Source organism: Phytomonospora endophytica (assembly GCF_014202425.1).
Classification (GTDB): Bacteria; Actinomycetota; Actinomycetes; order Mycobacteriales; family Micromonosporaceae; genus Phytomonospora; species Phytomonospora endophytica.
The window spans coordinates 208,320-233,049 of the sequence record NZ_JACHGT010000013.1 but is presented as its reverse complement, the minus strand read 5'-3'; the positions used below and the strand labels follow the sequence as shown (position 1 = coordinate 233,049).

21 protein-coding genes are annotated in these 24,730 nt (G+C 69.0%); 12 read left to right on the top strand and 9 right to left on the bottom strand.

Translation table 11 applies throughout. The annotated features are described in order from the left end of the window. Positions 1 to 17 precede the first annotated feature (17 nt). Positions 18 to 365 carry an MmcQ/YjbR family DNA-binding protein gene (locus tag HNR73_RS27850; RefSeq protein ID WP_184790608.1) on the top strand — a complete coding sequence of 116 codons (348 nt, stop codon included), beginning with the start codon at positions 18 to 20 and terminating at the stop codon, positions 363 to 365. Here HNR73_RS27850 and folE read toward each other — a convergent pair. Continuing rightward, positions 349 to 987, bottom strand: coding sequence for a GTP cyclohydrolase I FolE (gene folE, locus HNR73_RS27845; protein WP_239122181.1), 639 nt, complete (start codon positions 985 to 987; stop codon positions 349 to 351). The two genes, HNR73_RS27850 and folE, sit on opposite strands and share 17 nt — an antisense overlap. Before the next feature lie 144 nt (positions 988 to 1,131). On the opposite strand from folE, the gene HNR73_RS27840 reads away from it, so the two are divergent. The 4 genes from HNR73_RS27840 to HNR73_RS27825 are packed head-to-tail and all read left to right on the top strand — an operon-like array spanning position 1,132 to position 3,704. Beyond that, positions 1,132 to 1,653 carry a hypothetical protein gene (locus tag HNR73_RS27840; RefSeq protein WP_184790607.1) on the top strand — a complete coding sequence of 174 codons (522 nt, stop codon included), beginning with the start codon at positions 1,132 to 1,134 and terminating at the stop codon, positions 1,651 to 1,653. Then, positions 1,650 to 2,060 (top strand): hypothetical protein, encoded by a 411-nt coding sequence (locus tag HNR73_RS27835; protein WP_184790606.1) that lies wholly within the window; start codon positions 1,650 to 1,652, stop codon positions 2,058 to 2,060. The genes HNR73_RS27840 and HNR73_RS27835 overlap by 4 nt, the downstream gene beginning before the upstream one ends. Beyond that, a complete protein-coding gene (locus tag HNR73_RS27830; RefSeq protein WP_184790605.1) occupies positions 2,060 to 3,100 on the top strand; it encodes a hypothetical protein in 1,041 nt (346 codons plus the stop codon). The genes HNR73_RS27835 and HNR73_RS27830 overlap by 1 nt, the downstream gene beginning before the upstream one ends. Position 3,101: 1 nt before the next feature. Further along, a complete protein-coding gene (locus tag HNR73_RS27825; RefSeq protein ID WP_184790604.1) occupies positions 3,102 to 3,704 on the top strand; it encodes a hypothetical protein in 603 nt (200 codons plus the stop codon). 74 nt (positions 3,705 to 3,778) lie between these two features. On the opposite strand, the gene ftsH is transcribed toward HNR73_RS27825, so the two are convergent. Beyond that, a complete protein-coding gene (gene ftsH, locus HNR73_RS27820; protein WP_184790603.1) occupies positions 3,779 to 5,767 on the bottom strand; it encodes an ATP-dependent zinc metalloprotease FtsH in 1,989 nt (662 codons plus the stop codon). Positions 5,768 to 6,004: 237 nt separating this feature from the next. On the opposite strand from ftsH, the gene hpt reads away from it, so the two are divergent. Then, positions 6,005 to 6,565, top strand: coding sequence for a hypoxanthine phosphoribosyltransferase (gene hpt, locus HNR73_RS27815; RefSeq protein ID WP_184790602.1), 561 nt, complete (start codon positions 6,005 to 6,007; stop codon positions 6,563 to 6,565). Between the two features lie 61 nt (positions 6,566 to 6,626). Here hpt and tilS read toward each other — a convergent pair whose 3' ends face one another. The 4 genes from tilS to dacB form a co-directional block, all read right to left on the bottom strand. Then, positions 6,627 to 7,613, bottom strand: coding sequence for a tRNA lysidine(34) synthetase TilS (gene tilS / locus HNR73_RS27810; protein WP_184790601.1), 987 nt, complete (start codon positions 7,611 to 7,613; stop codon positions 6,627 to 6,629). Beyond that, the gene (locus HNR73_RS27805; protein WP_184790600.1) at positions 7,613 to 8,650 is read right to left on the bottom strand and encodes an Rv3626c family coenzyme F420 biosynthesis-associated protein; all 1,038 of its coding nucleotides are present in this window, start codon (positions 8,648 to 8,650) and stop codon (positions 7,613 to 7,615) included. Before HNR73_RS27805 ends, tilS begins: the two co-directional genes overlap by 1 nt. 84 nt (positions 8,651 to 8,734) lie before the next feature. Further along, the gene (locus tag HNR73_RS27800; RefSeq protein ID WP_184790599.1) at positions 8,735 to 9,208 is read right to left on the bottom strand and encodes a phosphoribosyltransferase family protein; all 474 of its coding nucleotides are present in this window, start codon (positions 9,206 to 9,208) and stop codon (positions 8,735 to 8,737) included. After that, positions 9,205 to 10,578, bottom strand: coding sequence for a D-alanyl-D-alanine carboxypeptidase/D-alanyl-D-alanine endopeptidase (gene dacB, locus HNR73_RS27795; RefSeq protein ID WP_184790598.1), 1,374 nt, complete (start codon positions 10,576 to 10,578; stop codon positions 9,205 to 9,207). Before dacB ends, HNR73_RS27800 begins: the two co-directional genes overlap by 4 nt. Positions 10,579 to 10,674: 96 nt before the next feature. Between dacB and HNR73_RS27790 the strand changes: the two genes are divergently transcribed. The 6 genes from HNR73_RS27790 (at position 10,675) to mycP (ending at position 16,801) form a co-directional block, all read left to right on the top strand. Then, positions 10,675 to 11,184, top strand: coding sequence for an inorganic diphosphatase (locus HNR73_RS27790; RefSeq protein WP_184790597.1), 510 nt, complete (start codon positions 10,675 to 10,677; stop codon positions 11,182 to 11,184). Between the two features lie 23 nt (positions 11,185 to 11,207). Next, on the top strand, positions 11,208 to 12,038 hold the full coding sequence (locus tag HNR73_RS27785) for an LURP-one-related family protein (protein WP_184790596.1): 831 nt from the start codon (positions 11,208 to 11,210) through the stop codon (positions 12,036 to 12,038). A gap of 174 nt (positions 12,039 to 12,212) precedes the next feature. Then, entirely contained in the window at positions 12,213 to 13,493 is a 1,281-nt protein-coding gene (locus HNR73_RS27780; protein WP_184790595.1) for an MFS transporter, read from the top strand. 81 nt (positions 13,494 to 13,574) lie between these two features. Then, positions 13,575 to 13,892, top strand: coding sequence for a hypothetical protein (locus HNR73_RS27775; RefSeq protein WP_184790594.1), 318 nt, complete (start codon positions 13,575 to 13,577; stop codon positions 13,890 to 13,892). A 2-nt stretch (positions 13,893 to 13,894) separates the two neighbouring features. Continuing rightward, the gene (locus HNR73_RS27770) at positions 13,895 to 15,508 is read left to right on the top strand and encodes an alpha/beta hydrolase (RefSeq protein ID WP_184790593.1); all 1,614 of its coding nucleotides are present in this window, start codon (positions 13,895 to 13,897) and stop codon (positions 15,506 to 15,508) included. Between the two features lie 120 nt (positions 15,509 to 15,628). Then, the gene (mycP, locus tag HNR73_RS27765) at positions 15,629 to 16,801 is read left to right on the top strand and encodes a type VII secretion-associated serine protease mycosin (protein ID WP_184790592.1); all 1,173 of its coding nucleotides are present in this window, start codon (positions 15,629 to 15,631) and stop codon (positions 16,799 to 16,801) included. Positions 16,802 to 19,676: 2,875 nt separating this feature from the next. Here the strand turns inward: mycP and HNR73_RS27760 are convergent. The 3 genes from HNR73_RS27760 to eccCa all read right to left on the bottom strand — a co-directional run bounded on the left by HNR73_RS27760 (position 19,677) and on the right by eccCa (position 24,441). Then, the gene (locus HNR73_RS27760; protein WP_184790591.1) at positions 19,677 to 19,958 is read right to left on the bottom strand and encodes a WXG100 family type VII secretion target; all 282 of its coding nucleotides are present in this window, start codon (positions 19,956 to 19,958) and stop codon (positions 19,677 to 19,679) included. 57 nt (positions 19,959 to 20,015) lie between these two features. Next, the gene (locus HNR73_RS27755) at positions 20,016 to 20,336 is read right to left on the bottom strand and encodes a WXG100 family type VII secretion target (protein WP_184790590.1); all 321 of its coding nucleotides are present in this window, start codon (positions 20,334 to 20,336) and stop codon (positions 20,016 to 20,018) included. A 130-nt stretch (positions 20,337 to 20,466) separates the two neighbouring features. Next, entirely contained in the window at positions 20,467 to 24,441 is a 3,975-nt protein-coding gene (gene eccCa, locus HNR73_RS27750; RefSeq protein ID WP_184790589.1) for a type VII secretion protein EccCa, read from the bottom strand. Positions 24,442 to 24,730: the final 289 nt, after the last annotated feature.

Sequence of the window (24,730 nt, the reverse complement as noted above, 5' to 3'; positions counted from 1 at the left end):
GGTACGATGTGGAGGTCATGAGCGCCGAACCCCTCGTCCAGCTACGCCGTATCTGCCTCGCCCTGCCCGAGACCTCCGAAGTGGACGGCTCCGCCGAGGCGGGCTTCAGGGTGCGCGACAAGATCTTCGCCATGCGCCATCGGGTCGCCGAACGCGACTCGGTCTGGTTCAAGGCGGAGCACGGCGAACGCCTCGTCCACGCCGCCCCCGGCCAGTACTTCAACCCGCCCTACGTCGACCGGCACGGCTGGATCGGCGCGTGGCTGGACGTCGAACAGGACTGGGACGAACTGGCCGCGCTACTCGTCGCGGCACATCAGATGACGGCGCCGGAACTCACCGAACCGGTCATCGGCCCAGGATGAGGCTCATCGCCTCGGCACGCGACTTGGCGTCGCGCTGAAGGACACCGCGCACCGCCGAGGTGACGGTCTTGGCGCCCACCTTGCGAATGCCGCGCATGGACATGCACATGTGCTCGCACTCGACCACGACGACGACGCCGCGGGGTTCGAGTGTCGCCATGAGCTGGTCGGCGATCTGGGAGGTCAGGCGCTCCTGGACCTGCGGGCGCCGTGAGTACGCCTCGACGAGCCGCGCGAGCTTCGACAGGCCGGTGATGCGCCCGTGCTCGGCGGGGATGTAGCCGATGTGCGCGACGCCGAAGAAGGGCAGCAGGTGGTGCTCGCAGAAGCTGGTGACCTCGATGTCGCGGACGACGACCATTTCCTCGTGGTCCTCGGCGAAGGTCGTCTTGAGAATCTCGGCGGGATCGACGCGCAGGCCGGCGAAGAGCTCGGCGTAGGCGCGCGCCACCCGGCCGGGCGTGTTCTTGAGGCCCTCACGCTCGGGATCCTCCCCGATCGCGATGAGGATCTCGCGCACGGCCGCCTCGATCCGCTTGAGGTCGACGACGTCCTCGACGGGCACCCCGTTGATGCGCCCGTCGACGAGCCGCGCGGCAACGTGATCCAGACTCTCGTTCACCTGGACAGCGTACGTGGGGGGTGGGACGAATATGCCGGAAGCGAGGCGGTGCTCACGTCCGGGCGTCCCGAAGTCGCGATCACGGTGTGTGTTGCCCCGATCGCGAGCGCCCGGTACGGTCGTTGGCGAACCGGGGGAGGTTCCATGGGGCAGGTCGCCGGACGTCTGGCGCGACTGAGGATCACCGTCACTTCACCCGACGGATCCGTGCGCGTGACTTTAACCAGCCGGGACATCTCGCTGCGGCTGCGGCCCGGCTACGCCGAGAGCCATACCGACCGCTCACTCGGCGCCCAGATCGCGACCGCCCTGTCCAGCGCGCTCACCGGCTACTCGCGTGCGGCCGAGCTGATCCGCGCCGACCTGGCCGATGGCCGGCCGGTCCCCCAGGTCACCGACCTCCGTGCGGACCACCCGCGCAGACGACTGTTCGACGCCGCTCAAGACGTCGTCGTACAGGTGTACTCGGCCGAGGACTTCGTTTCCCTGGAATGGCGCGGCGACACCGACTTCACCGTCGAGCTGCGCCCGGGGACGGTGCGGCGGCTGTCGGAGGAGGAGCTGACCGGGGAGGTCAACTCGGCCGTGCGGGCGGCGGCGACCGAGCGGCGCCGGCGAATCAACGAAGTGCATCGGACCGCGCTGAGGGAGGCCGTGGACGGATGAAGCAGGAGAAGGAAAGTGTGGGGCCTTCCGGTCTGAAGGTCGACCTGGACTATCTCACCGAGGCCGGGAAAGTCCTACTGCCGCGCCTCGCCACGGTGCACAGCATGGCCGCCGGTCAGATCCACCTCAGCTCACGCAACGACGCCGGTGTCATGCGCAGACCTGGCTCAGGAGGTCAGGAAGAGAGTCTCGCCTGGGCCAAATGGCGCGAGCTGCGTGACCTGCTCCAGACACTGGCGGGTGAGACGGCGTCCAATGTCGACGACTCAGGAATGGGCCTGTTGCGAGTGGTCGAACTCTACGGCGGGGCCGATGCGGAGAACGTTGAGCGATTGCACACTCCCGTCCCACCGGTCCCGGGCGACCCGCTGCCCGCAGAGGCGTACGCCCCCCGAGAGGATCTTTGATGGAGACCGACGGCAGCGCCGGGGGCAGCTCGACCGGCTGGGGTCCACATGGGCGCGCCATCCGCGACATGGCCATCGAAGTACGTGAAAAAGCCAACGACCTGCGAATGCTGGAGGTACTCGGGCACTGGGGCTTCGAAGCCGACGACGTGAGCGGAAGCGGCGACAGCAACCGGGCAGGCGTTCTCGACGCCCTCGGGTCGCCTCACGAAGGCTTGCTCCTCGCCCAGGAGGCGGAGCAGGGTTTTCAGCTGGGCACAGAGTTCGACTACATCCCTGAACTCTTCGACAGGTACGCGCTCGGGTTCGACCCCTCCGCGTACGAAGGGATGAAGATCGACCTTCAAGCAGCGATCGACACGCTCGCCACTTCTACCGACAGCCTCATCACGCCGATTCGCCATCGGGTGTCCGAGGCCCACTGGAGCAGCGACGCGGCGAACGAGTTCCGTGACCGGGTACTCGACCCGATGATCGACGTCGGCCCCAACCAACGCCGTATTCTCAGCGAGCTGATCGCCGGCCTCGAAGGTCATCGCAGTCTCTGCGTCGCCACGCAGGAAGGCGCGCTTCAGATCGCCACGTTGACACGAGACGCCCTGGACCGGGCAATAACATCGACGTCAACGTCTCCGGAGCCAGCCACCGTCTTCGCGGTCCTGGGCACGGCCCTGGCGTTCGGTTCGATCTTCGTACCCGGCACGCAAGGATTCGCCTTGGCACTGGCCATCGCCAATTTCGGCATGGCCGGCTCGCAGGCCATGGGGCAGATCACGGCGACCTCCACGCCACAGGCCACACAATCGGTGATCGGAGGGGATACCGCCCACATGATCACCGGGATGATGCGCGCCGCGTTGACCGGCCTCGATGCCGGAATCACCGCTGAGGAAGTCCACCTCGCACAGCTGCTGGACGCCGATATCGCCGAGATCGAGACCGCACTGCAGGACAAGATCCACGGTGATCACCTGCGCGCACCCCGGATTGAGATCTCCGCTCACACCCCCACCAAAGAAGAATTCGCCCACCGGGACTGACATGACCACGACATCCGAGCCGACGGCTCCCAGCGGACGGCGGTGGCTCTTCGCCACCGCGCTCCCCATGGCGCTCATTTTCAGCGCCTGCACTCCCGGTGGACAGGAGCTTCCCGAAGAGTTCCCACCATCGAGCCCGGCGGTGGCTCCCGCCGAACCCGCGGCCTTCGTGTTCCGCGGCGATCTGTGCGACAGGGTGGACTGGTCCGGATTCGAGGGCTACGGCTCCATCGAGCCGACCGAGGATGACGTCGCCTACTACGAGGAGCCGATGGGACGGATGGAATGCGTCCGCTACTTCACTCGCCCCGGCAAGCGCACCAACGGGGACGCGCTCACGATCCGGCTCAAGCTGGGCGTCTCAGGCGATCTCGCCGCCGAAATCGAGAGGCTTCGCACCGAACAGTCGTGGAGCCCCGTCGAGCGTTCATCGTGGGACGGTTGCGTCCACCGTGAGAGCGAATTCGACCTCGAGTACACCTGCACCACCGACAACCTGCTCGTCGCCTTCAGCAGCGACACGGTCATCATCGAGCCCGACGCCGCCTACACCGACGCGATCTTCGCCTTCCTCGACGACGTTCGCGCCCTCACCAAGGCCTGAGCCCGCACCTAACCCCAACCACATGAAAAGACCCCGCCTCTCCCGAGGCGGGGTCTCCCAGTCAGCCGACAAACCTACAGATCCGTCGTCCCCAACGTGTCCTTCAGCGACTTGCTGCCGTTGCTCTCCGCCTGCACCTTCAGCTCGGTGGCGTCGGCGGGCGTCGAGATCGGCGGCTTGTCGCTCGGCTTGCGTTTGCCGAAGCCGTTGTACGGCGCCATCGGCGGGCGCTTGCGGACGCCCTCGGTGAGGCGGGCCATGTCCTCGCGGGACAGGGTCTCCTTCTCCAGGAGCTCGCCGACCATGGCGTCGAGGATGTCGCGGTGCTCGACGAGGATCTCCCACGCTTCGTCGTGGGCGATCTCGATGAGCGAGCGGACCTCGGCGTCGATGTCGGCGGCGATGGCGTCGCTGTAGTCCTTCTGGTGGCCCATGTCGCGGCCGAGGAAGGGCTCCGACGAGCTCGTCCCGTACTTGATCGCCCCGAGCTTGGCGCTCATGCCGTACTCGGTGACCATGCCGCGGGCCAGCTTCGTCGCCTTCTGGATGTCGTCACCGGCGCCCGTGGTGGGCTCGTGGTAGACGAGCTCCTCGGCGGCGCGGCCGCCCAGCGCGTACGCCAGGGTGTCGATCATCTCCGAGCGGGTCTGCGTGTACTTGTCCTCGGTCGGCAGCACGAGCGTGTGGCCGAGCGAGCGTCCGCGAGGCAGGATCGTCACCTTGTGCACGGGCGCGAGGTGCGGCAGCGCCATCGCGACCAGGGCGTGTCCGCCCTCGTGGTACGCGGTGACCTTCCGTTCCTTCTCGCTCATGGCACGGGTGCGGCGCTCCGGACCGGCGATGACGCGGTCGATGGCCTCTTCGAGGCTGTCGTTGCTGATCGCCTTGGCGTTGTGGCGGGCGGTCAGCAGGGCGGCCTCGTTGATGACGTTGGCCAGGTCCGCACCCGAGAAGCCGGGGGTGCGTCGGGCGATCGTCTCCAGGTCCACGTTCGGCTCGAAGGGCTTGCCCTTCGCGTGCACGGCCAGGATGGCCTTGCGGCCGAGCAGGTCGGGCGAGTCGACCGCGATCTGCCGGTCGAAACGTCCCGGACGCAGCAGCGCCGGGTCGAGGATGTCGGGCCGGTTGGTCGCCGCGATCAGGATCACGCCGCCCTTGGTGTCGAAGCCGTCCATCTCGACGAGCAGCTGGTTCAGCGTCTGCTCGCGCTCGTCGTGCCCGCCGCCGAGGCCGGCACCGCGGTGGCGGCCGACGGCGTCGATCTCGTCGACGAAGACGATCGCCGGGGCGTTCGCCTTGGCCTGCTCGAAGAGGTCGCGGACCCGGCTGGCGCCGACACCGACGAACATCTCCACGAAGTCCGAACCGGAGATCGAGTAGAACGGGACACCGGCCTCACCGGCGACCGCGCGGGCCAGCAGCGTCTTACCCGTACCGGGCTGCCCGAACAGGAGCACGCCCTTCGGGATCTTGGCGCCGAGGGCCTGGTACTTGCTCGGGTCCTGCAGGAAGTCCTTGATCTCCTGCAGCTCCTCGACGGCCTCGTCGGCACCGGCCACGTCCGCGAAGGTGGTCTTCGGGGTGTCCTTGCTGACGAGCTTCGCCTTCGACTTGCCGAAGTTGAGGACCCGGGAACCGCCGCCCTGCATCTGCGACATGAAGAGCAGCAGGAGGACGACGATGATGACGATGGGAAGCAGGTTGATCAGGAAGGCGACCCAGATGCTCTCCTCGGTGACCTCCACGTTGTAGGGGGCACCGTAGGACACGACCGTGGGGTAGACCTCGTCGATCGCGTCGGCCGGAATGTAGGCCTGGATCTTGTCGGTCTCTTTGCCCTCGACGGTGATCGGGGTCTTGAGATCAAGCTGAAGGACCTGCTCCTTGTCCTTCAGCGTCACGCTCTCGATCTGGCCCGGCTGGTTGAACTGCGCCATGGCCACCGAAGTCTCGGACTCGGTGTAGTCGCTGCCGCCCGAGAACATCGTGGCGATCAGCACCACCCCGAGGATGACGAGGACAATCCAGACGAATGGCCTGCGGAAGAATCGCGTACGCTCCATACTGCTGCGGGCGCCTTGCCCGACCCCTCCCGTGAGAAAAGGTTGACTCATCCTCGCTCGGCCGAACGGCCGATCGCACCGGGTGTCCGGCCATTCGACGTTACACCGTTGCAACCGTCAACCGCCTGCGGCGTTCGACACCCTCGTGCTCAACACACCATTATTCGGGTTCGATGTGACGAAGCATGCCCGGGGTGCGCCGTATGGATCGCGCCGGCGCCTGGCAGGCTGGTGACCATGACGGCCGAGTGGTACGCCGACGACATCGAACGGGTCATCGTCAGCGCCGACGACATCGCAACCAAGACCGCCGAACTGGGCAAACAGGTCTCCGCAGACTATGCCGGGGCGGACGGAATCCTCCTCGTGGGCGTGTTCAAGGGCGCGGTCATGTTCATGGCCGACTTCGCCAGGCAGCTTTCGGTGCCCGTCGAGCTGGAGTTCATGGCCCTGTCCTCCTACGGGCAGCGCGCCACCTCCTCGGGCGTGGTCCGCATCCTCAAGGACCTCGACCGCGACATCGCCGGCCGCCACGTGATCGTGGTGGAGGACGTCGTCGACTCCGGTCTGACCCTGTCCTGGCTGCTGCGGTACCTGTCCGGGCGGGGCCCGGCGTCTCTTGAGGTCGTGTCGCTGGTCCGCAAGCCGGAGTCCATGCAGGTCGAGGTGCCGGTGAAGTACGTGGGCTTCGACCTGGGCAACGAGTTCGTGGTGGGTTATGGCATGGACTATGCCGAGAAGTACCGGGAACTCCCGTTCCTCGGGGTGCTGAAACCCGAGGTCTACTCGCGGGGTTAGTCCTTCAAGATCGGCACGATTCTTGAGAGTGTTCTCAGTTCCGGGCCGCTTTTCTCGCGTTTCAGAGGTCGAGGCTCCGGGGACCCCCGAGCAGTTTCCCGCCGTCCCTGCGCACCTCTATATATCCCGGCAGCTGCACGGGCCCCTGCCCGTGCCAGTCGGTGATGAGCCGGTCGAGCTCCCGCACGTGTCCGTAGGACAGCGCCGACCCCGGCACCCCCAGCAGGCGTGCCCACGCGTGGATCACGCGTGTCCGCAGCGCGCGGGGTTGCCCGGTGAGCACCGACAGGTCGAGGCTGGCGTCCTGCCCGGCGGCGCGCGCGGTGACGCGGGCGGCGAGGCCGTCGAGGACGCGGTTGTCGTCGGCGACGAGCCGCGCGGTGCGCGCGAGGTTTCCCGGCAGTCCCCCACCGAGGACCTCGGCGAGTTCGGGCATGAGCGCACGCAGGCGTGAGCGCTTGTAGGCGGGGTCGGTGTTGTGGGGGTCGTCCCAGGTGTCGAGCTCCTGCTCGGCGCAGGCCTTTTCCAGGGTTTCCCGCGTGAGTTCGAGGTAGGGGCGGCGGAGGAAACCCCTGCGGTCGGGCATGCCAGCGAGGCCGCGGGGCCCGGCGCCGCGGGCGAGGGCGAGCAGGACGGTCTCGGCCTGGTCGTCGCGGGTGTGGCCGAGGAGGATCGCGGCGGCGTTGTGCCGTTCGCGGGCGTCGTCGAGGGCGGCGTAGCGGACGGAGCGGGCGGCGTTCTCGGGTCCGCCGTCGCGTGGGTCGACTTCCACGGTGATGATCTCGACGGGGTCGAAGCCCTGGTGGCGGGCCCATTCGGCGAAGGCGGCGGCGCGCTGGGCGGAGCCGTCCTGGAGGCCGTGGTCGACGGTGGCGAAGCCGACGCGCAGGCCGACGCGGGGTCCGACGAATGCGGTGGCGGCGGCCAGCGCCATCGAGTCGGGTCCGCCGGAGCAGGCGACGACGACGAGGGCGCCGGGGTAGAGGTCGGCGAGTGCGCGGCGGACGGCGAGGCGGGTCTGGGCGACCGCGCGCGGGAGTTGCGCCATCAAACGCAGACCCGCTGCACCCAGGCGTGGGGGTCGGCGAGCTCGTCGAGCGTGGGGAGGGTGTCGGGGGAGGTCCAGACGCGGTTGAAGGTGGGCATGCCGACGGCTTCGACGGCGGTTTCGACGAAGGCGCGGCCTTCGGCATACTGGCGGAGTTTGACGTCGACGCCGAGGATCTTGCGGACGACCTTCTCCAGGGGGTTTCCGCCGCCGCGGCGTTTGTTGAAGCGCTGGCGGATCTCGGCGACGCTGCCGATGACCTCGGGTCCGACGCCGTCCATGACGTATTCGGCGTGGCCTTCGAGGAGGGTCATGAGGGCGGTGATGCGGCCGATGACCTCGCGCTGGGCGTCGGTGGTGACGGCGTCGATGACGCTGGTGCGGCCGTCGGGGTCGCGGGCGGCGTCGGCGATGGTGGACATGGCGCGGCGGGCGCGTTCGGCCCAGGCCTCGTCCTGTGCGTCGCCGGCGGCGGCGAAGGCGTTGATCTCGCCCATGAAGTGCTCGCGGAGCCAGGGGACGGCGGTGAACTGGGTGCGGTGGGTGACCTCGTGGAGGCATACCCACAGGCGGAAGTCGTGGGGGTCGGCGCCGAGGCGGCGTTCGGTGTCGAGGATGTTGGGGGCGATGAGCAGGAGTTGCCCGGAGTCCGCGCCGAAGATCTCGTACTGGCCGAGGACCTTGCCCGACAGGTAGGCGAGCACGGTGCCGGCCTGGACGGCGGTGACGCGGGTGCCGATGACGCGGCCGAGGGGGCCGGGGTCGCCGTTGCCGGTCAGTTTGTCGGCGAGGGGGCTGAGCACGCGCTGGAGGCCGTCGATGTTGGCCTGTGCCCAATCGGGGCGGTCGACGACTCGCACGGGGCTCGGGCGTGCTTCCATGCCGGTGAAGGCGGCGACGTGCCCGGCCGCCTCGTCGGCGAGGCGGCGGAGGTCGGAGACGACGGAGGCCGCCTCTTCGAAGGTCACGGCGGGGCCTGTCTTGCCGAGGGCGCGGGCGGTTCGGGCGGCCAGCTCCCAGTCCACGAACTGCGTCATGTACCCCACGGTACGCATTCCGGCTCACAAAGGAAGAGCGGTACGTGGCGGAGGTCCGAAGTGCCCCTTTCGTCTCCGGATGGTTCAGATCAGTGCGACGACGCCCAGATCCTGCGCGACCTCGGGCTCGCAGAGTGTCATGAGGGCCCGCACGCCGAGCCATGTGGCGCCGTGGCGGCGGAGCAGCCCGCGGACGGCTCGGGCCTGTGCGCCGGTGTCGACGAGGTCGTCGACGAGCAGGACGCGTTCGCCGGGGGCGAGGACGCCGTCGGCGATGGCGAGGGTGATGGTCCCGTCGGGTTCGGGGCGTTTCTGGACGCCGACGAAGCCGAGCCCGAGTTCGATCGCGACGAGGGGCCCGAGGAGGTAGCCGGAGGACTGGGCGCCGGCGATGACGGTCGGCCCGTCTGGTGTGACGGGTTCGAGGGCGGCGAGGGCGGGGCCGAGGAGCGCGAGGAGTTCGGCGTCGCGCCACCAGTGGAGGGTAGCGAGGCGGTCGCCGTAAGCGGTGGTGGTGCGCGCCTTGAGGAGTTCGCGGGCGCGGTCGACGCTCGTCACCGGCATCCGCACGTGGCGAGGGCGGCGGCGAGCCGGTCGAGGCCGTGAGCGGCTTCGAAGGCGTTGCCGCGGTCGTTGAGGAGCAGCGCGAAGGTGAGTTCGCGGCCGTCGGCGGACATGACCGACCCGGCCAGGGCGGTGACCTTGCTCAGGGTGCCGGTCTTGGCTCGGACGACGCCGGCTCCGGCCGCGGTCTGCTCGTGGCCGTAACGGCTGTCGAGGGTGCCGGTGTACCCGGCGACGGGCAGCGCGGCGAACAGCGGCCGCAGTTCGGGGTGGTCGGGTCCGGCGGCCTTCGCGAACAGGCTGGACAGGACTCCGGCGGAGATGCGGTTGTCGTAGGACAGGCCGCTGCCGTCGACCATGGCGATCTGTTCGCCGGGGATGCCGAGGTCGTTGAAGACGGCGGCGACGGCGACGGTGCCGTCCTCGAAGGAGCCGGGCAGTCCGCGGGCCAGCGCGACCTGCCGGATGAGCATGTCGGACACGACGTTGTCGCTGGAAAGGACGGTTTCCTCGACGAGGCGGCGCATCGGCGGGGAGTGCACGACGCCGAGTTCGGTGGCGCCCGGGTCGGCGATGCCGGTCTCGATGAAGGTGGGGGCGCCGAGGAGTTCGGCGAACTTCTCGGCGGCGGCGTGGCCGGGATCCTTGTAGCGCGGGGTCGCGGTGTCGTGGCGCTGACCGCCGGTGCCGCTGCCGGAGGGGTCGATGCGGCCGCCGTCGGTCATGAGGGCGGTGGTGTTGGCGCCCCAGCCGGCGGCGATGTCGGCCATGTCGACGCCGGGCGCGAGGCCCGGCCCGGTGAAGGCGCCGCCGTCGAGGACCACGGAGGTGACGGGCTGGTCGCCGAGGGCCTTCTTTACCTGCTCGGCCAGATCGGCGAGACTCGCCGCGCCCGGGTAGTAGCCCTCGCCGTCGATGGAGAGGGTCGGATCCCCCGCGCCGATGATGACGACCTGGCCGGGCTGCGAACCGGCGACCACCCGCGTCGGGATGCGGTAGTCGGGTCCGCGCGTCGCCAGGACCGCCGCGGCGACCGCGACCTTGTTGGTCGAGCCGGGCGTGAGTGTCGTGGTGTTGTTCTGGCCGAAGAGGAGTTCGCCCGTCGCGGCGTCATGGACGGCGACGCCGAGCGTGCCGCGCAGGCCCTCGTCGGAGAGGAGAGGTTCGAGTGCGGCGGCCACCCCTTCGGGTGTCGGCGCCTCGGCGCCCGACGGGCCCGGCAGGACCGGAGCGGTCACCGACGGCTCCGCCTCGAAGACCAGCGTCCCGTCCTGGCTACTCTCGGTGCATCCACTGAGGACGAGCGTCAAGACTACGCCGAGGACGGGCAGCAGACGACGGTTGTGTGGGATTGCGCTCGTCACCCGGGGGTCTCCTCGACGATGTGAAACAGGCTGAGCAAGACTTAGCAAGGCTACTGCCTGTATTCATATGCCCGACGACGTGCGCAAGGAGACGCCGTGGACTTCGACGTCACCATTGAAATCCCCAAGGGAAGCCGGAACAAGTACGAGATCGACCACGAAACGGGTCGAATCCGACTGGACCGGACCCTCTTCACGGCCACCCAGTACCCGGCCGACTACGGGTTCATCGAGGACAGTCTCGGCCTCGACGGAGACCCGCTCGACGCCCTGGTGCTGGTACCCGAACCGACCGTACCCGGCTGCCTCATCCGCGCCCGCGCGATCGGCATGTTCCGCATGTCGGACGAAAAGGGACAGGACGACAAGGTCCTGTGCGTCCCCGCCGCCGATCCCCGCGCCGAGCACCTCCGCGACATTCATCACGTCCCGGAGTTCGACCGGCTCGAAATCGAGCACTTCTTCCGCGTCTACAAGGACCTGGAGCCGGGCAAAAGCGTCGAAGGCGCCACCTGGGTCGGGCGCACCGAGGCCGAAGCGGAGATCAAACGCTCCTGGGCACGGCTCAAGGAGCACGGCGAGTCCCACGACGAACCGGCCGTTTGACGAGCTGACTACACTCTGGCGCTATGAGCGGAGCTAACCCCCCAGGCTGGCACCCCGACCCCAGTGGCAGCGGCCAGCTGCGTTGGTGGGACGGCGGCCAGTGGACCCAGAACACCCGTCCGCCCGAGCAGCGTCAAGGCTCCTCACTGGAGAAGATCGCCGAACTCGACGTCTCCGGCGGGCACGACGCGTCGCAGATCCAGCGCCAGGTGCAGCAACAGGCCGGCGTCGGCCCCATCGCGGCCGGCGGCGGCACCATCTTCAGTGAGCCCGTGCTGGTGGTGAACCAGAAGACGAAGCTGATCGAGATCAGCGCCGAGTACTCCGTCTTCAACCAGCAGGGCCAGCAGATCGCGAAGGTCGAGCAGATCGGCCAGAGCGCGCTCAAGAAGATCGTGCGCTTCCTGGGCTCCTACGACCAGTTCTTCACCCACAAGCTGCAGGTGTCCGACAATCACGGACGGCCGCTGCTGTACCTGACCAGGCCCGCGAAGATCTTCAAGTCGCGCGTCATCGTCCAGGGCGCCAACGGCCAGGAGATCGGCGAGATCAAGCAGAACAACGTGTTCGGCAAGATCAGCTTCGCCTTCCTGGTCAACGGGCAGGAGATCGGCAAGATCCAGGCCGAGAACTGGCGCGCCTGGAACTTCGCCATCCTCGACCACACCGGCGCCGAAGTCGCGCGGATCACGAAGACCTTCGAGGGAATCCTCAAGACGGCCTTCACGACCGCCGACAACTACGTCGTACAGCTGCACCGTCCGCTCCAGGATCCGCTGCTGTCGATGGTCGTCGCGTCCGCGCTGACCGTGGACACGGCACTGAAGCAGGACTCGCGCGGGCTGGGGGGCTAGCGCGGGACTTGGACGTTGGGGAGCCCCGGCCGGCGGTCGGGGCTTTCCTGTGTCCGGGTCGGATCCGGCCGGGGGCTTCGCCCCCGCCAGGGCTTCGGCCAGACCGCACCAGGGACTCGCTACGGGAGATCAAAACCCCTCGCCAACTCCTTTGTCTTGCCGGAGACTCTTCGCGTGCCGCTACTCGCCCTTGACGTCCGTCCCCTGCGCAACCGTGACTTCCGGATCTACTACACCGGGTCCGCCGTCTCGTCCTTCGGCTCCGTCATCTCCTTTGTCGTCATCCCCTTCCAGGTCGCCGTCCTCACCGAGTCGCCGTTCCTCGTCGGGTTGCTCGGACTCTGCGAACTCCTGCCGCTGCTGATCACGTCCTTCATCGGCGGTGCGCTTGCCGACTACGTCGACCGGCGCAAGCTCGTCCTCTGGTGCGAAGTCGCCCTCACCGCGCTCACCGCACTGCTCCTGCTCAACTCCCTCGGCGGCACTCCCCAGCTGTGGGCCCTCTACGTCATCGCCGCCCTCACCTCCGGGCTGTCCGGCCTGGCGCGGCCCTCGCGGGAAGCCCTCATCCCACGACTCGTGACGCCCGAGGAGATTCCGGCCGTCTCGGGCCTGCAGTCGACGTACCACAACATCTCCTCCATCGGCGGGCCCGCGCTCGCGGGGCTGCTCCTGGCGAACTTCCCCCTCGCGTGGGTCTACGCCATCGACCTCGCCACGTTCCTCGTGTCGCTGCTGTGCCTCTCGCTCATCCGGGCCGTACCGCCGCCGCCCGGGGCCGACCGGCCCAGCGTTCGCTCCGTCGTCGACGGGCTCAAGTACGCACGCAAGCGGCCCGAACTGCTCGGCACCTACCTCGTCGACATGAACGCCATGTTCTTCGGCATGCCGATGGCGCTGTATCCCTTCCTGGCGCTCAAATTCGGCGGCCCGCAAGTCCTCGGGCTCCTCCACGCCGCGCCCGCCGCCGGCGCCCTGCTGGCGTCGATGACGTCGGGCTGGTCGGCGCGCGTCCACCGGCACGGGCTCATGGTCCTGCTGGCCGCCGGTGTGTGGGGCCTCGGCGTGCTCGGCTTCGGGCTGTCACCGACTCTGTGGATGGCCCTGCTCTTCCTGGCGCTGGCCGGTTTCGGTGACATGATCAGCGGCCTCTTCCGCGGGATCATCTGGAACCAGACGATCCCCGACCACTTCCGCGGCCGCCTCGCCGGCATCGAGCAGCTGTCGTACCTCTCCGGCCCGACCCTCGGGAACCTGGAGTCCGGCATCGCCGCGAAGGCCTTCGGCATCAGCGGATCGGTCGTCTTCGGCGGCGTCATGTCGCTCGTCGGCACGGCCGCGCTCGCGGTCTGGCTGCGGCCCTTCCTGAAGTACGACGGCCGCGACGGCATCGAGCGCAAACGAGCCGAAGAGGCCGCACACGCTGCGAAGTCGAACGAACACACGGTGTCCTAAGTAGACGTACCGTGCTTTCCTCGTCGACGCGTTCCCTCTAGAGTGAGCCCATGTCGTTTTGAGCCAAGGGAAGGAGGCGACATGGAAGTAGACGAATCGAAGATGCGGCGGGCCAGCGCGAAGATCCGGACCATCGGACACGACGCGCAGGCCTATTTAGACCGCGAGAAGGCCGCGCTCGACTTCGGGTCGCAGGGCAATGACGGCTTCGGCACCATGCAGGCGCTGAAGTCCACTGTGGAGAAGCTGCACCGGGCCGCGTCCCGGCTGGCCTCGGACTCCACCGAGACCGGTGACAACATCACGCGGGCGGCCGACAACCACCGCGAGAACGAGCGCGTCCAGAAGCAGAACATCGACGCGAACCTGCGCGCCCTGACCACGCTGAGGACCCCGTAGACATGGTGACCTTCCAGCAGCTGCGCAACGCGCAGACCACGCAACTGGAGAGCGCCGCCAACAGCGCTCGCAAGGTCGCGCGGGAGATGGAGCAGTACGGATCCGACACCCGCCGCTGGCGGCGGAACCTCAACGGCGGCTGGCGGGGAGTCGACGCGAGCGCGGCCGACGCCCAGCTCGGTCAGCACGAGACCTCCTACCAGCAGATGGGCCGGTCCTACGGGCGCGTCGACGAGGTCGTCGGCTTCTTCGCCAACGAGATCGACATGGCCAAGCGGACGCTGGAACGCGGGGTCGACATGGCCAACACGATCCCGGGCCGCGTCAACGAAAGCGGTTCGATCCAGGTCGACTGGGCGGCGTTCGGGCCGCGGCCTTCCCCCGAGGTCGTGCGGCACGCCAAACAGCAGGCCCAGCAGGCCGCGAACATGATCCGCCAGGCGCTGATGCGGGCGAACTCCGCCGACCGGCAGGCGCAGTCGGCGCTCCAGTCGATCGCCGCGCCGATCACGGTGAGCACGCCGAACGGCACGGGCTCCATTCCCCAGCGCGGCACCGATCCCCGGCAGGTCAAGGGCTGGTGGGACGGGCTGAGCGAGGAGCAGCGGGCGGCGTACCTGCGCGAGAATCCCAAGGCCATCGGGAGTCTCGACGGGATCCCCTCGGCGACAAGGGATGAGGCCAACCGGCTGGCCATCGGCAAGGAACGGGAATGGCTCGACGCCCGCCGCGACTACCTGCGCGGACGGCTCGAAGAGCTGCGTCCCGACGACGGGTCGATGAACATGCAGACGGCGGCCCAGATGGGCGAGGTCAACAAGGAACTGCGCGACCTCGACACCCGCTGGCAGAACCTGGACAGCCTCGAACACCAGCTCGGGCGCACCGACCTCCAGGGCTCGACCGAGCGGATGTACCTGCTGAACTACGATTCGGCCGCCGACGGGCAGGCCGTGATCTCGGTCGGCAATCCCGACACCGCGCACAACGTCGTCACCTACGTGCCCGGCACCACCGCCGATGTTCCCGGCATCAACGGCGATGTGAACCGTGCACTGTGGATGCAGGCCGACGCCACCGCGCTCGACCCGAGCCGGCGTACCGCGGCGATCACCTGGCTGGGCTACGACGCGCCCGACAAGGTGTTCCCGAACGCCATCTCGGCGAGCTACTACGAGGCCGCCGCCGACGATCTGGCGTCCTTCCAGCAGGGACTGCGGGCCACGCACGAGGGTTCGCCGTCCATCAACACGCTCATGGGCCACAGCTACGGCGGTTCCACGATCGGTTACACCGCGGCCCGGCACGACATGGGCATCGACAACCTGATCTCGGTCGCCAGCGCCGGTTCGCAGGGCAACGCCGACCAGTATCTGGGGATCGGCGCCGACCACGTGTGGGCGACGCGGGCCTCGGACGACCCGATCCGTTTCGCGGCGGGGATCCACGGCACCGACCCGATCAACGAGGGCTACGGCGGGCGGGTCTTCCCGGCCTCCGACGGTGGCCACTCCGGTTACTGGGACGCGACCAACGAGGCGCGCGGGCACTTCGCCGAGATCATCACCGGCAACTACGACCGCGTGCCCGCCGGCGAGCAGGACAAGTGGTTCTAGAACGCGATTCCATCCCCTCACAGTGACGTGTGTCCACCGCCCCGTCCGCGCGATACGCGTGGGCGGGGCGGTGCGGTGACCCCTTCCCCCGCCTTCTTCACCTGCGTAGAGTGAGGCCTCATGGCGCGTATCCCCCTCCGGCGTCTCGGCGCGTGCGCCGCAGCTCTCATCGTCGCCGCCACAACGGTTCTGGGCGGTCCCGGCACCCCCGCCCAGGCCGCCGAGAAGTGCAAGCCCGAGTCCCGTACCGGTCAGATGTCGGCGGTTCCCTGGCCGCTCAAGCGATTGCAGCCCGAACGGATCTGGCCGCTGACCAGAGGCGCGGGCGTCAAGGTCGCGGTCATCGACTCCGGTGTCGGCGAACATCCGTTGCTGGACGGGCAGGTGACGGCCGTCGACATGGTCGGCGACAAGCTCGGCGCACGCTGCGACATGGCCTCGCACGGCACGATCGTGGCGGGACTGATCGCGGCGAAGGACACCGAGAGCAGCCCCTTCCACGGACTCGCGCCGGACGCGAAGATCCTGTCGTACCGGGTGATCCAGAGCATGGAGAAGTCGACGGCGCAGGAGAGCACCGTGCCGGTCGTCAACGCGATCCGCCTCGCGGTCGAGGACGGCGCCAAGGTCATCAACCTGTCCCTGACGGCGATCGCGACGCCCGCCCTGGAGTCGGCGATCAAGTACGCCCACGACGAGGGCGTCGTCGTGGTGGCCGCCGCGGGCAACAGCGGCGCCGCTTCGGGACAGCAGAAGGAATACCCGGCGGCCTACGAGTCGGTCATCGCGGTCGCCGGACTGTCGCAGAGCGGGACGCACGTGGACTCGTCGTCGGTGCGGAACTACGTGGACGTCGCCGCCCCCGGCGAGGAGATCGACGGCCCCGCCCCGGCGGGCGGCGGCTTCGGCAGGCTGGTCGACGGCGGTACCAGCTTCGCCGCGCCCTACGTCTCGGCGACCGCGGCCCTGCTCATGTCGCTGTACCCGAACATGAAGCCGGACGAAGTCGCCCGCAGGATCACGGCGACCGCCGTGCACCCGCCCGGCGGATGGAACCCCGTGGTCGGATACGGCGAACTGGACCCCTACCGGGCGGTCACGACTCTGTTGTCCGAAGTGGACGAACGAACGCCGCCCGCCGCCGCCGTCCCCGTCCTGCCCGGCGACCCCGGCAAGGCGATGCGCGAGAAGGCACTCCTGGTGACGGGCGCGGCGGGACTGGCGGTCGTGGCGCTGCTGATCGTCCGCTTCGTCGTCCCCTTGGGCCGCCGCCGCGGCTGGCGCGCGGGGTAGGGACGGCGGAGCGCAGGAGTCTGCGGGTTCGGTGGGGGCGCTCGCTGGCGACTGCTGACAGTGAGTCCCGGCGGTGGCGCGACGGGAACGCCCGGGCCGACCTCGGTAGGACGGGATTCACGTCTACGCGGAGGGGTGCCAGCGGCCGGGGCCGGTTCACACCAGTCACCCGGCTGGACTCGGGCGAAGGCGGGCAGGCGAACGGCCAGAAGGCCACGCGAGCGGACGAACGGGCGAACGCGTGGCCGGACAACCTGGCGAGAACATGGGCGTGGCCTTCGCGAACGAACGGCGTCTCCGCGCGCGCACCGAAGCCCTCCGGGGTCTCGCTGGAGCTCCTGCTGCTGCGCAGGCCGCAGGCTCACACGCGCTCCAGACGCCCGGCAGCGTCGGTGAAGAGCCGCGTGGGCGACGGACGAGTAGGCGGGCTGAGGCGCGCGCGCCTGGCGAGCGGGCACGTGCGTGAGCTGGCGGCCTAGTGGAAAGACGGGCCGGTGCCGTTCCCGGAGAAACGGCGTCTCCGCGCACGCGGCGACGCCCCTCCGGCTCCAACCGCTGCTCCGGCCGCGACCGGCTCACGACACCACCGAACGCAGGAAGCCCGGCAGACGCACAGCGTGAACAGCCACACGAGCAACCGACGAGCGGGCGAACGGGCGAGCCGACGGAGAAGTGGAGAGGGCTGAGGAGGCGGGCTGAGGCGCGAGCGCCTGGCAGGCGGGCACGCGCGTGAGCCGGCGGTCTAGCGGAAGGACGGGCCGGTGCCGTTCCCGGAGAAACGGCGTCTCCGCGCACGGACCGAAGCCCCTCCGGCTCCAACCGCTGCTCCGGCCGCGACCGGCTCACGACACCACCGAACGCAGGAAGCCCGGCAGACGCACAGCGTGAACAGCCACACGAGCAACCGACGAGCGGGCGAGCGGACGGAGGAGTGGAGAGGGTTGAGGAGGCGGGCTGAGGCGCGCGCCTGGCAGGCGGGCACGCGCGTGAGCCGGCGGTCTAGCGGAAGGACGGGCGTGTGCCGTTCCCGAAGAAACGGCGTCTCCGCACACGCACCGAAGCCCCTCCGGACCCCGCTACGGCTCCAACCGCAACTTCAGCACTCACGCCAGCCACACGGCACGGCACGCGCTGGTAAACGGATGGGCGGCCACGCGAACGGATAGGCGGCGAGCGAAGGAATGCGCGCTTGGAGATGCGAGCAGGCGGCGTGACGGACGGACGAGCAAGCGAGCAAGCGAGCGGCGGGCGGCGGGCGGCGGGCGGCGGGCGGCGGGCGGCGGGCGGCGGGCGGCGGGCGGCGGGCAAGCGAAGTGTCGACGTACAGGCGGGCAAACGGACAGGCCCGCAGGCGGCGAGCGGAGGGCTAGGCGATCTGGCAGAGGGCTTGGCAGACAAGCGGAGGGCTAGACCTGTGTGCAGGGGCGAGCAGCGCCAGGCGGTAGAGACGGGGCGAATGGGCGGCCGGAAGGCCGGGCGCGCGGAGGGACGAACGGATGGGCTGATGAGCGCACGGCTGGGCAACGGACGAGCGAACAGGTGGGCACACGGCGAAGGAACGGACGAACAGGCGGAGGAACGAGCAGGCGAACGAGCGGGCACACGACGGGAGAGCGAGCGGCCTGGCGGGTGAGCACACGGCTCGGCAACGGACGAACGGCCAGGTGGGCACACGGCGAAGGAACGGACGAACAGGCGGAGGAACGAGCAGGCGAACGAGCGGGCACACGACGGGAGAGCGAGCGGCCTGGCGGGCGAGCGGCCCGGGCGAACGGCCCGGCGGGTGAGCACACGGCTCGGCAACAGACGAACGGCCAGGTGGGCACACGGCGAAGGAACGGCCGAACAAGCGGAGGAACGAGCAGGCGAACGAGCGGGCACACGACGGGAGAGCAAGCGGCCTGGCGGGCGAGCGGCCCGGGCGAACGGCCCGGCAGGTGAGCACACGGCTCGGCAACAGACGAACGGCCAGGTGGGCACACAGCTAAGGAACGGCCGAACAAGCGGAGGAACGAGCAGGCGAACGAGCGGGCACACGGTGGGAGGGCTGGCACGCGGCGGGAGGGCGGACAGGCGAGCGGAGGGACGAGCGGGCACACGGCGGGCGAGCGGACGAGCGACCCGCCCGCCCGCCCGGTCGGTCATGCAGGCGCGCGGCTCCCCACAAGCCCCCCCCCCGCGCAACAAGCCCCCAAAAAACTCTCGGCCCGAGCTGCTCGCTCGGGCCGAGAGTTCTTGGGCTGAGGCGGAACCACGGCTCGGCCTCAAGCTCGCGCGTGCGGGACGTGTCGTCGGCGCTCGCGTGGGGGGATCGGCGCTTGAGGAGAGCCGTGGCCCGCCGGGGTGACGCGGCGTAAGCCCGTGCCCTGGCGTGCGGGGCGTGCCGGGCTTGTGCCGGGGGCCGCGTCACGGGTGGAAGCCACGTCGGCCGGTCCGGCACCTCGCGGTGTCGTCGTGGCCGGTGTGGCCCATCCGTCCCGGGGGACGGACGGTTGTGGTCGGACCTGCCGGGGGATCCTGGTGCGGCTTACGCTGGCGCGCGTTGCCGGTCACCGGGCGGCAGGTCCGGTGGTGCTGTCGCGGCGGGCCGTGTGGCCGATCGGGGCGCCGTTCCGTATGGGCGGGCGTCCTGATCGCATGCGTTCTGCCGGTCTCGCGCGCCGCGACCGCACGCCCGGAACCGAGACCAACCCGAACCACCAGCCCAAGCCCCATGTCACGACTGCTCACGACGGGAACCCGGCACCGGTGGCGGGCCGAGCCCGATCCGATACCGCAACGGCGGTCTCGTTCGCGCCACCCGACCAGCACGAGCACAGACACCGCCGCCCATTCATGCCGGGGCAGTGGGCGGCGGTGCCGTGTGCGGCGGCACTTAGGCGAACATGTTCGCGTTGGTGCGCTCGGTGTTGCTGTAGTTGTTGCCGGCGAGCTGCACGGTCTGTCCGACGCGGGCGAGGAGCTCGTTGAGGCTGGTGACCGTCTTGGTCCACTCGGCGCGCTGGATCTCGTACTGCTGACGGTCTCCACCGTCCCAGGTCATGGCGTCGAGCTTGCTGCGCAGCTCGTCGAGGATGGCCTGGAGCTCCTGCGCGGAACCCTTGATCTTCGACGAGAACATGTCGATCTGGGCGGGGGACGCCTTGATGTTTTCCATGGACTCCCTTTCGGAAACCTAAGTCTTGGGGGTTGAGGGGATGGGGGGCGTTGGTGGTCAGCCGCCGTGCAGGATGCCGAGCAGGTTGTTCGCGTTGCTCTTCTGCTCTTCTTCGTTCTGCTGGTGGTTCGCGGCCGACTTGTCGACGAGACCGGCGATGGTCTCCAGGATCCCCTGGAGCTTGTTGGCCTTGCCGTCGAACTCGCCCATGAGGACGGTGAAGGCTCCGGCGGCGCCGCCGCCCCAGAACGCGGCGGAGGCGCTGACCTCACCGCGGAGCTTGCCGAGCTGTCCCTGGACGCGCTGCATCGCGTCCCGCATGTCGGACGAGCCCTTGGCGAGCGATGAATGATCGACGAAGATGTCGAGCTCTGCCATGTTCGACCTTTCTAGGAATCGCTTGAGCACTCTGTGTGTCGTCCTATACAGATCGTCACCAGATCGCTCTACTTGGTCGTAGGAACACTATCGGATATCGGCCCACAATGGAAGGTCTAATGTGGACCGACTAATCGCCGTGACGCGGTTGTGACCAGGCGAGCTGGATCAATTCGTTGCCACTGCGGCGAACGAGCATGCCGCGTCCCGGTGGTCGTGGTGAAGGCCTTATGTCGCCGAAGAGCAGACCTTCGTCCCTGTTCCCCGACATCAGCAGTCCGGGCGATTGGAGTTCGCGCAGTCGCTGGATGACGGGCTCGTACATGGCTCGTGAGGCGCCGCCGGAGCGACGGGTCATGATGAGGTGCAAGCCCACGTCACGGGCCTGCGGGAGCAGTTCCATGAGCTCCTGGACGGGGTTGGAGGCGCCGCCGGCGACGATGTCGTAGTCGTCGATGAGGATGTACAGATCGGGTCCGCTCCACCAGCTGCGTTTGCGCAACTGTTCGGGTGTCACGTCGCTTCCGGGGAGCCTGATCCGGATGGCCTCATTGGTGTTCCGCATCAATTGCAGGGCCTCCGCGGAGTTGGCGGCGTAGCCGGCCAGGTGCTCTTTGGAGATCTCCCCGAGGAGTGAACGCCGGTAGTCGATGACGAGAATCCTGGCCTCCGCCGGGGTGAATCTCGCCGCCAATTGGGCCGCGATCATCCGCAGCAGGTTGGTCTTGCCGGACTCGCCGTCGCCGAAGGCGACGAAGTGGGGTTCGCTGAGCAGGTCGAGGTTGACCGGCGCGAGCTGGCTCTCGTTGAGGCCGATGGGGATCCCGGTGGCCGCCGGGTCGATCGGCACCTGGGCGACGTCGACCTTCTGCGGCAGCAGCCGGACGGCGGGCGCGGGCAGTCCGGTCCACGACTTGGCGACCTTCGTGACGAGGTTGCGGACGCCTTCGGTGAGGTCGCCGACGCTGTTGTGCCCGTCGATGCGCGGAAGCGCGACGAGCATCTGCATCCCGTCGGGCGCGAGGCCGCGGCCGGGCGCGCGTTCGGGGACGTTGCGCGCGGCCCGCCGGTCCACTTCGGACTCCGACGGGTCGCCGAGCCGCAGTTCGAGTCGCGTCCCGAGCAGGTCGCGCATGGCGGCGCGCATGTCGGTCCACCGGTTGGTGGCGAGCATGACGTGGATACCGAAGGCGAGGCCGCGCTGGGCGATGACGAGGATGTCGTCTTCGAGGTCTTCGAAGTCGTTGCGGATCGTCGGCCAGCCGTCGATGACCAGGAAGGCGTCACCGAAGGGATCCTCGGTGAACTCGCCAGCGGCCTTGCGGCGCCGGTAGGTGGCCATCGAGTCGATGCTGTGCTCGACGAACAGGGCTTCGCGCTCGTCGAGCAGGGTCGTCATCTCGGCGATGGTGCGGCGGACCTGGTCGACCTGCTGGCGTCCGGCGACGCCGCCGAAGTGCGGATACTCCGCCATGGCGCGCAGGGTCCCGCCGCCGAAGTCGAGGCAGTAGAACTGGATCTGCTGCGGCGTATGGGTCAGCACCAGCGAGGAGATCACGGTCCGCAGCGCGGTGCTCTTGCCCGACTGGGTGCCGCCGATGACCAGGACGTTGCCGCCGGCCCCGGACAGGTCGATGGTGAGTTCGTCGCGGCGCTGCTCGAAGGGCCGGTCGACGATGCCGACCGGCACGCGCAGACTGCCCGCGCCGCTCCAGCCGAGCGGTCGCAGACCGTGCTCGGGATCGGGGTGCAGCATCGGGTAGAGCTCGGAGAGCGGAGGCGCGTCGGAGAGCGGTTCGAGCCACACCCGGTGCGCCGGAACGCCCTTGCCCGCCAGGCGGTTGGTGATGACGGCGAGCATCGAGTTCTTGACGATGTCGTCGGGGTTCTCCGGCTCGTCGTCGTCGAAGGTCGTCAGGACCGAGGTGTCGACGGGGATGTCGGGCGGAGCGACGTAGGTCGCCACGAAGTCCTGCAACCTGTCCCTTGTGGACGTCTTGCCGCTCTCGCCGCCGCCGACGCCCCGGTACGGGCCGGAGACGTAGGCGCTGCGGAAGCGCAGCATCGTGCTGGTGTCGATCTTCAGGAAGCCGTGGCCGGGCGCCTGCGGGAGCTCGTAGGCGTCGGAGACGCCGAGCACCGTCCGGCTCTCCATGGCCGAGAAGGTCCGCAGGCCGATCCGGTACGACAGGTGGGAGTCGAGACCGCGCAGGCGCCCTTCCTCCAGTCGCTGCGACGCGAGGAGCAGGTGCACGCCGAGGGAGCGGCCGAGACGGCCGATCATCACGAACAACTCGATGAACTCGGGCTTGGCCGACAGCAGTTCGGAGAACTCGTCGCAGACGATCAGCAGGCTCGGCAGCGGGCTCAGTTCGGCCCCGGCCCGCCGGGCCTTCTCGTAGTCGCGCTGGGAGACGAAGTTCCCGGCCGCGCGCAGGAGCTCCTGGCGGCGGGTCATCTCACCGGCGATCGCGTCGGCCATGCGGTCGACGAGGTGCAGTTCGTCTTCGAGGTTGGTGATGACGGCACTGGTGTGGGGCAGGCGATCCAGGGTCGCGAAGGTCGCGCCGCCCTTGAAGTCGACGAGGACGAAGTTGAGTTCCTCGGAGCTGTGGGTGATGGCCAGCGCGGACACGATCGTCCGCAGCAGCTCCGACTTGCCCGAACCGGTCGCGCCGATGATCAGGCCGTGCGGGCCCATCCCGCCCTGCGCGGCCTCCTTGATGTCGAGGAAGATCTTGGCGCCCTGGGGATCGAGGCCCAGCGGGATGTTGAGGCGGTCGGCAGTAGGCCGGTTCGGGCGCCAGATCACCGACGGGTCAAGGGATCCGACGTCGCCGACGCCGAGCAGGTCGGGCAGTTCGGCCGACACCGCCATCGGCTCGGTCGCGCTGGTCACCGCCGACGGCCGGTACCGGGACAGCCGCCGCGCGAGTGCCGCCGCCTGCGCTTCGCTGACGGTGTCGGGCTTTCCGAGCTGGCTGGCGCGGCCTTTCAGGCGCATCGTCAGCGACTCGGGCTCGGCTTCGAGGGTGAGCAGCCAGTTGCCGGGGTGACGCGGGACGATGCCCGACAGGTCGAGGACCGTGGCCCCGGCCAGGCCGGTGCCCTCCAGATCGCAGTCGGCGTCGACCTCGCCGCCGTCGAGCACGACCAGCACCTGTGGACGGTCGGTGAAGGTGCCCTGGTCGCCGGCCGCGCGGGAGCGGTTGGCCAGCTCGTCGGCGAGCATGTCCTCCAGCTCGGTCATCGAGTCGACGATGAGGCGCCGGGCGCCCAGCGCGTCGGACTCGCGGTCGTGGCGCGCGTGCGGCAGCCACTTCACCCAGTCCCATGTGGACATGCTCGAAGGCCCGGCCACGACGGCGATCTTGAGGTCGGCCGGGGAGTGGAAGGCCGCGGCCTGGCACAGCATCGCGCGGATGACACCACGCGCGATGTCGCCGTCGCCGCGGAACACGACCCGCCGGAAGGCGCGCATCTGGACGGCCATCGGCATGTTCGGGATGTTGGCGTGCGCCCGCACGAAGCGGCGCAGGGCCAAGGCGCTCATGGGTTCGAGGTCCTCGACCGGCTTCGTCTCCGGCGGGACCATGGTCACCGCGAGACGCTGGCGGCCGACGGCGACGCGGACCTCGGCGAAGTCGGGATCGCCGTAACGCCGCTCCCACAGCCGCGTCGAGTGCGTCAGGCTCCACAGCGTGCCGGGCGCCGGATGCCGCCACAGCACGGCCTGCCGCTGCTGGGTGGCCGCGCGGCGGACCTGCCGCCTCGCCTGTGCCAGGTAACGCATGTAGTCGCGGCGCTGGATGGTCTGCTCGGCCTTCTGGTCGCCGCCGGAGGTCATGAAGGACCCGACGAACATGCCGAGCATCGACACACCGAACAGGCCGCCGACGACCATCATCATCGTGCCGCCGCCGCGTCCGGCGTACATGAACGCCATCGCACCGACCATGGCCAGCATCGGCAGCAGCATCAGGTACTGCGCCATGCTCCGCTGCGTCGGCGTCGGCAGGTCCGGTGGCGGCTCCAGCATGAGCTCGCCGCCGGGCATGGCCGGACCCTTACGGCGTGGTGGCCGGGTGAACACCAGTGTGCTCATGTCGTGCGACCTCCGGGGGATGGGGGTTGAAGCATCGTAATGGGTTTAGGGGGACAAAGGGAAAAGCGCGGTGGGCCGCTGAATGAAAGCGCATTCGTCAGCCGGGACGAAACCGCACGTGGGAGCGGGGAAACAGGCCCGATATGCCATCTTGAAGTCACCTGGATTGATCACGCTAAGTTACGCAGGCGTAGGTTTCGCCATTGGGCAAAGTGGACCGGGACGACGGTGAACCCTTTGCGGCCAAGGGGTGTCCGGCGACCGGCACCGCCGAGGCGAAACTCCCATT